This is a genomic window from Pseudomonas sp. AC355 (assembly GCF_979258205.1).
This window is the reverse complement of sequence record NZ_OZ409843.1, coordinates 1,317,969-1,331,072: the sequence shown is the minus strand read 5'-3', so window position 1 is coordinate 1,331,072 and position 13,104 is coordinate 1,317,969. Positions and strand designations below refer to the sequence as shown.

Genomic DNA, 13,104 nt, shown 5'->3' with positions numbered 1-13,104 from the left:
ATCGAAAAACATCGATTTTGATCTCCCAGCGCCACGCCCCGTCGGCCGGTGACTTGGTCGCTAGGCTCACGAGTCGCGGTTTGATCCCTACTGAGTTTGGAGTTTTTGTGCCGGCCATGACGAATTTGCCCCGCGGGCCCTGAATATGATGTTGATCGTCTCCCGCGTCGAAAGCTCCGAAGCTTGGATCGGTGGCCCACCAGTAATTGCGTGGGTAGGTGGAAGCGTCGCGTGAGTACGTTCAAAGATGCCATCATACTCAGCTAAGTCGGCCGTCCCAGCAGGAACGTTACCTGCAGCATATGGCCCTTTTCCCTAACTCAATGACAGATGCCGCAAGACTGGTGACTGAATGATCGAAAACCCACACGGGGCGACCGATAGCCAAGAAGACTTCGTTGTTCGTGACGGTGTGCGAATGACTGTGTGTGATGCAACGGACGCGGCTGCAAAGATGTTTCTGCGTGGTCAGGAGTCAGCAGTGCACGGGACGCCGCTTCCCCAGTTGGATGCTACAAGTGATGACTTTGCCGATGCCAAGGCTGGCTACGAAGCGCTTTTCAAGCAAGAAGACTGGGAGGTTGAGTTAACCGGTGATGGCCAGGATCTCTACGGCATGACTGGCCGTGGTGGTTCACCGGACTACTTCAGAATCTGGGGTGGGATAGATCACGTAAATGACTGCCCAAGCAATGACTACAGCTTCAACTCGCTGTACTTCAATGATCAGCGGGACCCAGAGGTGATTTGGCAGCTGGCCTATGAGCTAGTGAACATCTTCAACGGTGCCAGCGAGCTGTTCTCCTTCCAGGCAAGGAAGCAGTCTATTCGTGAGATCTACTTTCTCGGAAAGAGGGTAAGTCGTAGGCAGCAGGCACGGGTGATTGCACTGTTGGGCCGGCCACGCATGCATCAGCACAAGTGGGAAGAACAGCTGGGCAAGGCCCTGCAGATGTCACCTCGCCTGGGGTTGCTGATCCTCGCCACCGAAAATGAGGACATCTACATGATGCTGAAGTACCTCGGATTCGAGGCGAGCTGGTCCAACTACTACAAGTTGCTTGAAACGATGGAAACCCATGCAAAGCTGAAGGGGAAGGAGATCCCTGGAACAAAGGCCGAAAGAGGCAGATTCACCAACAACGCCAACAACTTCTCGCTCGTGGGCTACGACGCGCGCCACGGTCTGAAGGCGCTGAGCGAACGTGAGAACACTGAAACGGCCATGAGCCTGCAGGAGGCTCACGCCTTCATCACCGGCCGGTGCAAGGGCTATCTGAACACCGTCTACCCAAAGTATTTCAACTTCACCTGACGGTTTCGCGGAGGCGCAGCAACTGAGCACCTTTGGTTATCAGGCCGTAAAGACAGGGACCAGCCCCTAGGCGTAGAGACCCGACAGCAGGGCCAGAGACTCGTCAATTGCCATGCATGCACTCAACAGCGCATCGCACTCACGATCGAAGCGAACCCAATCTCTACGATCTGACCCCGTTGCGGGAACTGCTGGAACCTCAGGCGCTGCAGGAGCTTGCCGGGCGTAGTGCTGGTAACGAGAAGCGCCGGAAACGCATGACCACGGTGAATGTCGTGAAGCCGTAAGGCCTTCGAGGTGAGCCTGGGGGCTGGCCTGTGGCGTTGATCAGATAGGCGCCGCCGTGCGGCAGGAGGACTCAGACTTCAAGAGCGGAGTGGATATTTGAAGTCAGGGATCGGCTCGAAAGGAGTGCCGTCGGCAGACTCCAGCACCAGTCGATACAAGGGTATACCCTTGTTGGAGTCGTGATAGCCGGTCGCGCCAGTGGCGTTGATGTGGATCTCGCCGTTGATGAGCGGGATGTAGACGCCACCTCTGCCATACGGAACATTAAACCTGTGCTCCAACTCCGGAACCGTCATTTTCTCCTGGCCGTCGGGAGCGTGTTCATTCTCTATCTGCTCCAAGACCCTCGCAGCAGTAGCCCTCGACTCCTGAGGGCTGGATGGACGAGGTGCCTTCTCCAGCGCCTCATAAAAGAGTTCAAGCCTTTGCCCTTTGCTCAGCATCAAAAATTCCTTGTGACTCGACGTATGCATTGTTTGGGAATCCCCAGATCGTGGATTCTACAGCAGCCGCCAGAACGACAATCACTCGGCAGATACAGCCGGGAATGCCCAGGGGTGGAGATGCCTCGCCTAGCAGCTGAGGTGGTCGGTTTTTTCTTATGGGCCTTGCGGTCCTCACGAGGTGCCTTCTCGACAATCTCGCTGACCTCTTCCTTGGAGACTCCCCTGCTTACGACTGCTTCGGCAATGGCGCGCCGGCTTGCTACATCGGGCACAGGATGGGTTGGTCAAACTGGCCAATGATGGCGGCCATAGGCTTGTGCGATCCATTGACTCCGACCTCGAAGGCATCCGAGCCTCTATAAGTCCGCTTTTGGCCGATTGCTGCCTTTGCTGCCTATCACTGTTCGCTTAGGCAAAAGCCCCAGGAATGTGCGTCTCCTTCTACAAGTTAGTTTCTGAATGCCTTCGTTTCAGCGAGAATTCTTCCTGCATCCCTGGCAGGAGGAAGGCCAAATACCCGAGCGTAATCCCGGCTGAATTGCGTCGGGCTTTCATAGCCCACCTCGAAAGCTGCGGCTGTAACGCTTTTGCCGCTGGCAACCATGAGCATCCGCGCCTGTAGCAGACGCACGCGCTTTTGATACTGCAAAGGACTTAAGGTCGTCACAGCTTTGAAGTGACGATGAAAAGCGGAGACACTCATCGCTGCTTTCTGCGCCAGAATTTCAACCCTGATGGGCTCAGCAAAATCTCGACGAATCCACTGGATGGCCATGTTCACTCTGGCCATGGCGGTATCCGGCGCTGCGATTTCCCGCAGCATCCAGCCGTTGGGGCCTTGCAGTACGCGAAACAGAATCTCGCGCTCATAAGCAGGTGCCAGGGCTGCGATGGCGTCCGGATTGCCCATCAATCGCAACATGCGAACCCATGCGTCCATCAGTTCGGGCGTTACGGCTGCCACTGAGAAGCCAGGATCGCTTTCATGGCGATCGACAGGTTTGGGCAGGTCAGCCAGCAGTGCAGATAACACGGTGGGGTCAAGCGTCAGGCTTATTGCTAGATAGGGTTCGCCAGTCGGCGCAGGATGCACCGTGCCCACCGCGGGCAGCTCAATGGACATGACGAAATAGGTCGCCGGGTCGTACCGCAGCGTGCTGTCGCCCACAGTCATGGTTTTGCTGCCCTGCAGAATCAGGTTGATCATAGGGTCATAGACAGCCGCCAGCATATGCTCAGGGATTTTGCCCTGAACCATAGCGACGCGTGGAATGCCCGTCTCTGTGCGGCGGTTTTCAGCCTTGGCGGCGAGGATACGGAGTTCTTTAAGCTGATCGTTCATGCTGCCCATGCTGAAGGGCAGAACGGGAGTGGCGCAAGCAAAAAGCAGAAACAGGCAGGTTTCGAGTAGGAACTGCTGCGTTCGCGATGACGAGGTCCCTTAACGTGGAGGCTCATTCATCGGCCAAGGAACACGTCATGGGCATAATCGTCATTACCGGAGGCAGTCGAGGGATTGGCGCCAGTGCAGCAGAGCACGCCGCCCGGCGCGGTATGGGCATCATCCTTACCTACAACCAGCATCCGGACGATGCGAACGAGGTGGTGCGGCGCATCGAACAAGCGGGCAGCAGGGCCGTTGCGCTCAAACTCGACGTGGCGGATGTCGGAAGTTTCGAATCGTTCCGCGAGGCCGTCTTGGTGGCGCTCCAGAAGACATGGGGCGCAAGCACCCTAGCAGGCCTAGTGAATAACGCCGGTTACGGCCTGTTCAACCCGTTGGCATCGGTCAGCGAGGCGCAGTTCGATGGTCTGTTTAATGTTCATCTCAAGGGCCCTTTCTTCCTGACGCAGACCTTGCTGCCACTACTGGAAGAAAACGCCAGCATCGTCAACCTGACCAGCGCCACCACGCGTGTGGCCACCGCAGGAGTGGCACCTTACGCGGCGTTCAAAGGTGGGCTGGAAGTGCTCACGCGCTATATGGCCAAGGAGTTCGGCGATCGGCATATCCGTGCCAATGCGGTTTCACCTGGGGCGATTCGAACCGAGTTGGGTGGCGGGCTTAATGACGAGTTCGAGGCGATGCTGGCTGCGCAAACGGCGCTGGGCAGAGTTGGTGAGCCCGAAGATGTGGCCCGTGTCATCGCCACGTTGCTGTCCGAGGAGGGGGCTTGGATCAACGCCCAGACCATTGAAGTCGCGGGCGGCTACATAATCTGAACGATCGGGAGACGTGCCATGCTGGATCATATTTTTCTGTCTGTGAGTGACATTGAGCGCTCCATCCGTTTCTACGAGGCGGCCTTGGTGCCGCTTGGTATCACCGCGCGCCTGGACTACGACGGCAAGGATGGCCCGCCTGGGCACCCGGACCTGAAAGGGTTCGGCGCCAATGGCCGGATGTTTTTCTGGCTACGCCAGGGTGATGTCGAAGGCCGAGCGGTGCATGTCGGTTTTGTCGCATACAGCAAAGCTCAAGTTGAAGCGGCCTATGCGGCCGCGATGGCTCATGGAGCGGTCGATAACGGCGCACCGGCGGCGCGTCTGCACTACGACCCCAACTACTACGCGGCCAATGTTCTGGATCCTGACGGATACAGCCTGGAATTCGTCTACAAGAACTGGCAGCACATCCAATGAAGACATTAATGATCTATGGCGCAACCGGCTACATGGGGCGCATGGCGGCGGAGTATGCCAAGGCACAAGGGCTGGACGTTGTCCTTGCCGGGCGTAGCGACGAAAAGCTGCGCGATCTGGCTGCACAGCTGGACGTTCCCTATCGCGTGTTCGCGACTGGTTCACTGACGGCTGGGTCTCTGGAAGGCATCGGCGTTCTGGTGAACTTCGCCGGACCCTTCGCGAGTACGGCCGATGCCTTGATGCGGTCCTGTATCAAGGCCGGAGTCGACTATCTGGATATCACAGCCGAGATCAATGTATATCGGTTGGCCGAGCGATTAGGCGCTGAGGCGGCTGAGTCAGGGGTCATGCTTCTGCCTGGCGTCGGCTGGGACGTGGTGCCGACAGACTGCCTGGCGGTGCATGTCGCTCGTCGGGTGAAGAATCCGCAGTCGCTGAACATGGCCCTGCGGGTCGCGGGTTCCATGTCACGTGGCTCGGCACTGAGCGTGGGCGAAATTGTTGGAGCGGGGCTGCTGGCCCGGATTGACGGACAGCTCGTGCCAACTCCTGATGCGCAACCGCGACACTTCGATTTTGGCGGAGGCCAAGAACTCTGTGCACCGCTGTCGTTTGGTGATCTGGTCACCGGTTGGCATTCGACCGGCATTCCCAACATTTCAATGTTTGTGCATTTTTCCGGTGATCCCTTTCCCGAAGGAGACCTTTCACAGCTTCCCGACGGCCCAGACGCGCGCCAGCGTGAAGCTCATCGCGCCCGGGCAGTGGCCGAAGTAACCGGCGCTGACGGCACCATGGCGCGTTCAGTTATCGAGACCGTCAACGGCTACACCTACACGCCGATCGCTGCCATGGAGGCTGCACGCTGCGTATTGGGTGGCGAGCGACGACCAGGTTTCCAGACACCGGCAAAGCTGCTGGGAATTGGATTCGCCGAGCGCATTGCCGGTACGACCATCACTGATCGCTGAATCGATCGGGCGATAGCGGCAATGCAGTTTGCTCAGGATTCCACAGCGCTGTCGTTTACCTCGAACTCATGGGCAATAAATCTTCCTGCAATCCGTGCCACGTTTACCAGACGCTCGCCGGGCATGCCGCTGCATGCCGCCGCAGACAGCCCCCGCAGGGTGATCAGCATGTAGTCAGCCAGGGTCTGCGCAGCGTCCGGGCGGACCTGGTTCAAGTAACGGCGGATCGCCTGGATTCCGGCGTCGCCCAATTTTTCAGCCATGTTTCGAGCGATTGGATCGTCCGCGCGCAAGCCTTCGGTGATCAGGCAGCCCCGCAAAGCACTATCTCGTCCGTACTGCTGGGCAGCGGCGACAAGCAGCGCGGTCAGCGCTTCGGCGGGATGTCGATCCGGTGCCAGCAGTCTGTCCATCGGTAGCGCGTTTTCGCCGGCGTAGCGATGCATCGCACGTTCGAACAGCTCGGCCTTGCTCCCATAGGCGGCGTAAAAGCTCGGCGGCTTGATGTTCATGGCCTCGGTCAGGTCGGCCAGGCTGACCGCGTCGAAACCGCGCTGATGAAACAGTGCCTGTGCGATGGCTATCCCTTGCTCCCGGTCAAAGGCGGGGCGGCGCTGCCTGGGTTTTTCGTTCATGGATATCTCTCATCTCAATACGACAACTCTAGCGATCGCTACATCCATGTTCAATCGCGATGCTTTGAACGTTAATTTAGTGATCGCTAAATAGCTTGCGAGCAGTCCAGGGTTTATGTAGTGTTCGCTACATATTCAATCATTGAGGTATTTTTCATGCAGTTAAAAAACAAGGTTGTGCTGATCACTGGCGGTTCTTCGGGCCTAGGCTTCGCGATCGCCGAAGTGTTCGTCAGTCAAGGTGCCGAGGTGATCATCACCGGTCGCCGCCAGCCTCAGCTCGACGAAGCCGTGAGCCGCCTCGGTGGGAATGCCTCTGCCGTGCGGACTGACATTTCTAACCCTGCCGACCTTGACGAGCTGTTCACGCACATAAGCGCAGTCCATGGCCGTATCGATGTGTTGATCGCCAATGCCGGGATGGGTGAAGTCGAGCCTCTGGGGGCAATCACTGAAGCGGGTTTCGATCGGGTGTTCGCGACCAACGTCAAAGGCACCACATTCACCGTTCAGGGGGCGCTGCCGTTGATGGGCGAGGGCAGTAGCATCGTCATCATCGGCTCGACTTCTTCGATCAATCCTGGGCCTGGCATGAGCGTCTACGGAGCCACCAAGGCGGCATTACGCGCGATGGTGAGGAGCTGGATTCTTGACATCAAAGGCTCAGGCGTACGCATCAACCTGCTCAGCCCGGGGCCGGTGGACACCCCATCACTGCGCGACGTGCTTGGCGAAAACGCGCAGCAGGTGATCGATGTATTCAAGGAGAAGAGCACGCTCGGCAGGATCGGCCAGGCGCATGAGATCGGCCAAGCCGCGCTCTTTCTGGCGAGCGATGCGTCGAGCTACATCAACGGGGCCGAGCTGTTCGCCGACGGCGGCGCCTCCCAGGTCTGATCGGCTAGGAGTAGCCGCTTTGACCCTCGCTGTTCTCCATAAAACCCTAGGAAAACCTAACCTGCTCCTAATACAGCCGCGCCGTGCTGTCGGCGATGCTCGCCTTAGGTAGCGAATTTACGAATCTGCCGAACAATCGGCGCCTTAAGGAGTTACCTGATGAGTAAGTTTGCTGGGTCGGCAATCGATCATATGGGCATCGGTGTGTCGGACATTCTGTATGCACGTGATTTCTACGAACAGGCGCTCAAGCCGCTGGGGATCACGTTGATGATGAGCATCGAGACCGACCCTCCGCAATCGACGCCACGGCGACTGGGGTTCGGTTTCGCAGGAAAGCCATTCCTCTGGCTGCACCACGCTCCTGTCCCCAGCCACGGGGCCCATATCGCGCTGATCGCGCAGACTCATGAGGAGGTCGATGCGTTCCATGCGGCTGCCATGGCGGCTAACGGAAAGGACAACGGCGCACCAGGGATCAGGCTTGAGTACCACTCTGATTATTACGCGGCCTATGTAATTGGACCTGACGGAGCGAATCTGGAGGCTGTTTGCCAGCTGACGACTTAAGCGCCAGAGCCCACAACGGGTGTTTAACTGGCGTCGTTCTTAGCCAGCGATGCGACCAGCCATATCATCGCGTCGAGCTATTCGCCGAGGGGGCTCCAAAATGGCTCTTGTTTACCGACATTATCCTTGGAGCAATTGGTATGACTGACAGCATCAACCAACGGGATCTCGTGGCACGCCTGGATGCCGAGAGCGCGATCCATCGCCTCCACGCCACCTATATCCATCGTCTCGACAACGGTGACTTTGAGGGCGTGGCAGAGGTTCTAAAACATGCCGTTATTCATGTGCTAGGCAACGAGGCATCGACTGTCGAAGGACTGCTGGCGTTTTTCAACGCAGGTCTTCTCGTCCATGGGGATGGCACTCCGCGTACGTGGCACTCCATTACTAACCAGCTCATTGATGTGGACCCATCCGATGAAAGGGCGAGTTCGGACAGTTACTATACAGTTCATCAGCAGGTCGATGACTTCCCGTTACAGCCTATCTGCACTGGCAAGTACCTTGATCAGTTTGAGCGGATTGACGGGGAATGGCGCTTCACCCGGCGGGAGGTCACGCTGCGTTTTGCAGGGGGCCTTCAACATCATGTCAAAGGGGCCCAGAGGGATGTGGTAGCGCAGACCGCCTGACGGGCATTGTTCTTAATTCCCTTAGGGGCTAGCAGAATTGCGCTTTTCCGTGTGGGTAGTCGGTCGCGACCGAATCTGTGGTGGGCTGGCAGTAGCCAGTTTGCGCAACGAAGGGCTGGACGTCGGTTGCTGCATTCTTGAGCGTCCGCCTCTGCCGGTCGCTAAGGGCAGCTTCGTAGCCGGTTGCAGCCAGTGACGGCAGGCAGCTTTCGGCCAAAAACGGTCATTACTAACCGATGACAAATACTCTCTTGGCCATATAGCCGCAACGTCGCTATCGCTGCGGCTCAAGGTATTCTTGTACTCCTTTCCCGTGTAGGCGTTTTCTGCGCGATATATGGCCGCTGCATCTATGTGATAGGTGGCAGATGCTGGATTAGTTTGTCCAGCGTGATCGGGTAATTGCGCGTGCGTATGCCGGTGGCGTTATAGATGGCATTAGCAACTGCAGCGGCTACCCCCGAGATACCTAGCTCACTGACACCCTTCGCCTTCATCGGGGACGAGTTTTCGTCAACCTCGTCAATGAAGATGACCTCTTGATCGGGAATGTCTGCATGAACAGGCACCTCATAGCTCGCTAGGTCGTGATTGACGAAAAAACCCATCCGGTGATCGACAACGAGATCTTCCATCAGCGCTGCCCCCAGCCCCATCGTCATAGCACCAATGACCTGGCTACGTGCAGTTTTGGGGTTGAGAATCCTGCCGCAGTCGCAGACTGCGAGCATACGATCTACCCGCACCTCGCCGGTATAGCGGTGCACTCGTAGCTCGCAGAAATGAGCGCCGAATGTCTGGTGCTCTAGTTCGTCGCGCTTTTCGGTGAATATCATGGTGTCGTCAGCAACCAGTTCTCCTTTGCTAGCGATCTCCGATAGCGATACGCGCCGATCTCCCTGTATTACCTGCCCATCTTGAAAGCTGACCTCGCCAGCTTGGAAGCCTGCTACTTGGGCGATGCGGTCACGCAACATTGCACAAGCGGCATAAGTACCTGACGTCGAACTGTTCGCGCCACGCTGGCCAAGAGAGCCTGACGCTTTCGGGAAATTAGAATCCCCGAGTTTGACCCGGACATTTTCCAATGGAATACCGAGCATTTCGGCAGCTGTTTGCCCAATGATCGTATAGCTCCCGGTTCCTATGTCGGTCATATCCGTTTCGATGGTGAGAATTCCATCCGAACCCAGCCTGGCTCTTGCTCCGGAGTTGGTCACGTTGTTGCCGCGAACAGCACCTGCGACACCGTATCCAACAAGCCAGTCACCGTCGGATTTACTTCCTGGTATCGAAGCTCTCGCAGACCAACCAAACCTCTCTGCTCCGATACGAAGACAGTCGGCGAAACGACGAGTACTGAAACGTTTCCCGGATGTAGGATCGATAGGTGTGTCATTCCTAAGTCGCAGAATGACAGGATCGATCCCGACCTTTTCGGCCAGCTCGTCCATGGCAATTTCCAAGGCCATGAGCCCTGGTGCTTCTCCGGGAGCCCGCATTGCGTTCCCTTCGGGAAGATCCAGTATCGCCAGGCGCGTGCGCGTCATGCGATTTTCGCCAAAGTAGAGAGACGCCGTTGGCAGAGCTGACTTTTCGGCTGGGCCACCCGGAAGGTTTCCCGACCATGTCTCGTGACCAATCGCCTGCAGAACGCCGTTACCGTCGGCCCCGAGTCGCACTCGCTGAATGGTTGCGGGGCGGTGAGTGGTGTTGTTGAACATCATCGATCGAGAAAGACTGATCTTCACCGGACGCTTGGCTTGGCGCGAGGCGACTGCAGCCAATACCGCATCCGCCAGAACACTTGCCTTACCGCCAAATCCGCCCCCGATATAAGGTGAAACGATGCGGATATTCTCCCTTGATATCCCCAATACCTTGGACAGATCCCTCATACCCCACTGAATGATCTGGATCGATGTCCACAGGGTTACCCGGTCACCGTCCCAAGCAGCAACTGTCGCGTGCGGCTCCATCATCGCGTGGGATTGATCAGGGGTTCTATAGCGTTGGTCGACCTGAAAAGCACTGGTTCGAAACGCCGCTTGGAAATCACCGATATCTGTATCTGGGCTACCAGATGCGACATCAGCTGTATCTAGAACCTTTGACAGTTCGTATTGACCCGGCACTCGCTGGTACGTCACTCGAATCAGTTCTGCAGCGGCCTGCGCTTGCTCAAGCGAATCGGCCACGGCGACGGCTACCGCCTGGTGATAATGCTCGACCTTCGGGCCCGCCAACGCCATGGCGGAGTAAAAGTCGCCGGGTTTCAGAGAGGGTACGGTTTGAAAGGTGACGATGGTAAGTACACCAGGCACTTGCCGTGCCTGCTCGGTATCGATCGACAGGATGCTGCCTTTAGCAATTGATGAACCGACAATTACGCCGTAAGCCTGATTGGCCACGACATCTTGTTGTTCGTAGGCGTATTTAGCTTGCCCGGTAGTCTTCAGAGGGCCGTCGATTCGATCAACTGGCTGTCCGACCACCTTCAGCTGATCAATAGGGTTTTTGGACGCGGGAGAATCGAAGTTCATGCCGAAGCCCTCCCAGTTGCCAGCACTCCGGCCAGTGTGCGTTCAGCCAACGTGATTTTGAATTCGTTTTCATGGGTCGGCACAGCGCTGGCGAAGAGCCGAGCTGACACCGCTTTCGCCCCGTTCGGCAGTTCCGCTTCTGCGGGCTCAATCCGCCATGGCTTATGAGCAACGCCTCCGACTGCTACTCGTCCAGTCCCGTCGCGCTGCAGCACTGCCGCAATCGACACCAAAGCGAAAGCGTACGAAGCCCGGTCTCGTACCTTCTGGTAGATATGAGTACCGCCCAATGGCCGAGGCAATGTCACGTGAGTGATGAGTTCGCTAGGCGTAAGCGCTGTCTCGATGTTTGGGGTAGCGCCAGGCAGACGATGGAAATTAGCCATTGGGATAGAACGTGTTGATCCATCTGGGCGAACGGTTTCGACCTGGGCGTCGAGTAGGCGCATGGCGACCGCCATGTCACTTGGGTTGGTGGCGATGCACGCTTCGCTGGTACCAATCACTCCCAGCTGCCGAGTGAAACCTCCTATCGCAGCGCATCCACTGCCTGGGCTCCTCTTGTTGCAGGGCATGTTGGTGTCATAAAAATAGGGGCACCGGGTTCTCTGCAGCAGATTCCCGGCAGTGGTGGCTTTGTTGCGTAGTTGCCCCGATGCACCTGCGAGCAGAGCCCGAGAAAGCACGCTGTAATCGCGCCTTACTCGAATATCAGCTGCTAGGTCGGTGTTGCGTACGAGCGCGCCAATTCGCAGCCCGCCTTCAGGGGTATCCTCGATCGAATCGAGACCGATACCGTTGATGTCGACCAGGTGGGTCGGCGCCTCGATCCCAGACTTCATCAAGTCAAGCAGATTGGTACCGCCGGCGATGAATCTTGCACCGACCATGTTTGCAACCGCAGCAGCTGCCTCCGCTGGAGAACCTGCGCGCTCATAGCTGAATGGTCTCATGCGCTGGCCTCCGCAACTTCGGTGATTGCATCAATGATGTTGGGGTAGGCGCCACAGCGGCAGATATTGCCACTCATACGCTCGCGAATTTCTCGTGGCTCGAATGTAGGTGCATCGATCAGTGATGAGCTTGCATGGCTAGGTACCCCGGCCTTGATCTCCTTCATCACTGCTACTGCAGAGCAGATCTGTCCTGGCGTGCAATAACCACATTGATAACCGTCATGCTTGATGAAGGCCGCCTGTAAGGGATGCAATGCATCAGGGGTACCCAATCCCTCAATGGTGGTGATGGACGCTCCCTCATGCATGACCGCGAGCGTCAGGCAGGAATTGATGCGCTGATCATCGACGATGACAGTACAGGCGCCACACTGGCCATGATCACAACCCTTCTTAGTGCCCGTTAACCCAAGGTTTTCGCGCAATGTGTCCAGCAGAGTCGTTCGGGTATCTACGTCGAGCTGACGCTGCCGACCATTGATGGTCAGTGACAGCCTCGATGAAAATGGTTGATATCGATTTGCAGCAGTTGCTTCGGCTGTTAGGAACGGAGGCAGTATCAACGCTGAAGCTGAGACGGTACCCAGGATCAGGAAGCCGCGACGGGAAAGGCGCGCTGAAGAAAGATCGATCATTGGTCGGATCCTCATCTTAGATAGGTGGCTGTCTCGGCACGGCTGGCCGGCTCATTCCTGCGCGAAAACCTCCTTCGCCACCGATATTGCGCTTACTGCATTTGGCCATCCGGTGTAGAACGCCAAATGAGTCATTGCCTCGACCAATTCCTTCTCGGTCAGCCCGTTCTTTTTCGCAAGAGCCAGATGAGATCGGAGCTGCTCTGGTCGATTCATCGCAATAAGAGCACTTACCGTGACCAAGCTGCGATCGCGCTTCGACAGTTCGGGGCGCTCCCACACATCGCCGAACAATACCTCGTCAGTCAGCTCAGCCATCTTGGGGGCAATATCACCCATGAGCTGTTGTGCTCGCGTTTGATTGGCTTGAGGCTCTGTTGGCTTTGTCTGCGCATTGGAGTTAAACGCAACCAATGCACCAACGATCATCAAAAGATTCCGCGTTACGAGTACGGTAGGTATGCACTTTTTCATTCAGTCTCTCCTTCGCCTTTAGACGGTTCTTAGTGCGTGATGAGAATCTTAAGGGCCAGAGCATTGATGCCCCCTGGAACGCATCTCCTGCCC

Annotated in this window: 14 protein-coding genes; 7 read left to right on the top strand and 7 right to left on the bottom strand. The window is 57.0% G+C overall.

All coding sequences use genetic code 11. The annotated features are described in order from the left end of the window. Window positions 1–352: 352 nt before the first annotated feature. A complete protein-coding gene (locus ACZ0AI_RS06335) occupies window positions 353–1,315 on the top strand; it encodes a hypothetical protein (protein ID WP_141566775.1) in 963 nt (320 codons plus the stop codon). 365 nt (window positions 1,316–1,680) lie between these two features. Here ACZ0AI_RS06335 and ACZ0AI_RS06330 read toward each other — a convergent pair whose 3' ends face one another. Together ACZ0AI_RS06330 and ACZ0AI_RS06325 are read right to left on the bottom strand one after the other, a co-directional pair. Then, window positions 1,681–2,046 (bottom strand): hypothetical protein, encoded by a 366-nt coding sequence (locus ACZ0AI_RS06330; protein ID WP_463565039.1) that lies wholly within the window; start codon window positions 2,044–2,046, stop codon window positions 1,681–1,683. 451 nt (window positions 2,047–2,497) lie between these two features. Then, window positions 2,498–3,391 carry an AraC family transcriptional regulator gene (locus ACZ0AI_RS06325; protein ID WP_463565038.1) on the bottom strand — a complete coding sequence of 298 codons (894 nt, stop codon included), beginning with the start codon at window positions 3,389–3,391 and terminating at the stop codon, window positions 2,498–2,500. 137 nt (window positions 3,392–3,528) lie between these two features. Here ACZ0AI_RS06325 and ACZ0AI_RS06320 point away from each other — a divergent pair, with 137 nt between their 5' ends. The 3 genes from ACZ0AI_RS06320 to ACZ0AI_RS06310 are packed head-to-tail and all read left to right on the top strand — an operon-like array spanning window position 3,529 to window position 5,666. Next, a complete protein-coding gene (locus ACZ0AI_RS06320) occupies window positions 3,529–4,272 on the top strand; it encodes an SDR family NAD(P)-dependent oxidoreductase (RefSeq protein ID WP_463565037.1) in 744 nt (247 codons plus the stop codon). Window positions 4,273–4,290: 18 nt separating this feature from the next. After that, window positions 4,291–4,692: a VOC family protein gene (locus ACZ0AI_RS06315; RefSeq protein ID WP_463565036.1), complete on the top strand. Its 402-nt coding sequence runs from the start codon at window positions 4,291–4,293 to the stop codon at window positions 4,690–4,692. Further along, the gene (locus ACZ0AI_RS06310) at window positions 4,689–5,666 is read left to right on the top strand and encodes a saccharopine dehydrogenase family protein (RefSeq protein ID WP_463565035.1); all 978 of its coding nucleotides are present in this window, start codon (window positions 4,689–4,691) and stop codon (window positions 5,664–5,666) included. Before ACZ0AI_RS06315 ends, ACZ0AI_RS06310 begins: the two co-directional genes overlap by 4 nt. 32 nt (window positions 5,667–5,698) lie before the next feature. Here the strand turns inward: ACZ0AI_RS06310 and ACZ0AI_RS06305 are convergent, their stop codons facing one another. Next, on the bottom strand, window positions 5,699–6,301 hold the full coding sequence (locus tag ACZ0AI_RS06305; protein WP_463565034.1) for a TetR/AcrR family transcriptional regulator: 603 nt from the start codon (window positions 6,299–6,301) through the stop codon (window positions 5,699–5,701). A gap of 156 nt (window positions 6,302–6,457) precedes the next feature. Here ACZ0AI_RS06305 and ACZ0AI_RS06300 point away from each other — a divergent pair, with 156 nt between their 5' ends. The 3 genes from ACZ0AI_RS06300 to ACZ0AI_RS06290 all read left to right on the top strand — a co-directional run bounded on the left by ACZ0AI_RS06300 (window position 6,458) and on the right by ACZ0AI_RS06290 (window position 8,403). Beyond that, a complete protein-coding gene (locus ACZ0AI_RS06300; protein ID WP_463566061.1) occupies window positions 6,458–7,198 on the top strand; it encodes an SDR family NAD(P)-dependent oxidoreductase in 741 nt (246 codons plus the stop codon). A gap of 159 nt (window positions 7,199–7,357) precedes the next feature. Further along, complete coding sequence (locus ACZ0AI_RS06295) at window positions 7,358–7,768, top strand: VOC family protein (RefSeq protein ID WP_463565033.1); 411 nt, start codon at window positions 7,358–7,360, stop codon at window positions 7,766–7,768. A gap of 140 nt (window positions 7,769–7,908) precedes the next feature. Next, the gene (locus ACZ0AI_RS06290) at window positions 7,909–8,403 is read left to right on the top strand and encodes a nuclear transport factor 2 family protein (protein WP_463565032.1); all 495 of its coding nucleotides are present in this window, start codon (window positions 7,909–7,911) and stop codon (window positions 8,401–8,403) included. Window positions 8,404–8,753: 350 nt separating this feature from the next. On the opposite strand, the gene paoC is transcribed toward ACZ0AI_RS06290, so the two are convergent. The 4 genes from paoC to ACZ0AI_RS06270 are packed head-to-tail and all read right to left on the bottom strand — an operon-like array spanning window position 8,754 to window position 13,011. After that, entirely contained in the window at window positions 8,754–10,946 is a 2,193-nt protein-coding gene (gene paoC, locus ACZ0AI_RS06285) for an aldehyde oxidoreductase molybdenum-binding subunit PaoC (RefSeq protein ID WP_463565031.1), read from the bottom strand. After that, window positions 10,943–11,899 carry an FAD binding domain-containing protein gene (locus ACZ0AI_RS06280; protein WP_463565030.1) on the bottom strand — a complete coding sequence of 319 codons (957 nt, stop codon included), beginning with the start codon at window positions 11,897–11,899 and terminating at the stop codon, window positions 10,943–10,945. The genes paoC and ACZ0AI_RS06280 overlap by 4 nt, the downstream gene beginning before the upstream one ends. Beyond that, window positions 11,896–12,537: an aldehyde dehydrogenase iron-sulfur subunit PaoA gene (gene paoA, locus ACZ0AI_RS06275; RefSeq protein ID WP_179484605.1), complete on the bottom strand. Its 642-nt coding sequence runs from the start codon at window positions 12,535–12,537 to the stop codon at window positions 11,896–11,898. The genes ACZ0AI_RS06280 and paoA overlap by 4 nt, the downstream gene beginning before the upstream one ends. Window positions 12,538–12,588: 51 nt before the next feature. Continuing rightward, window positions 12,589–13,011 carry a carboxymuconolactone decarboxylase family protein gene (locus ACZ0AI_RS06270; RefSeq protein ID WP_463565029.1) on the bottom strand — a complete coding sequence of 141 codons (423 nt, stop codon included), beginning with the start codon at window positions 13,009–13,011 and terminating at the stop codon, window positions 12,589–12,591. Between the last annotated feature and the right edge of the window lie 93 nt (window positions 13,012–13,104).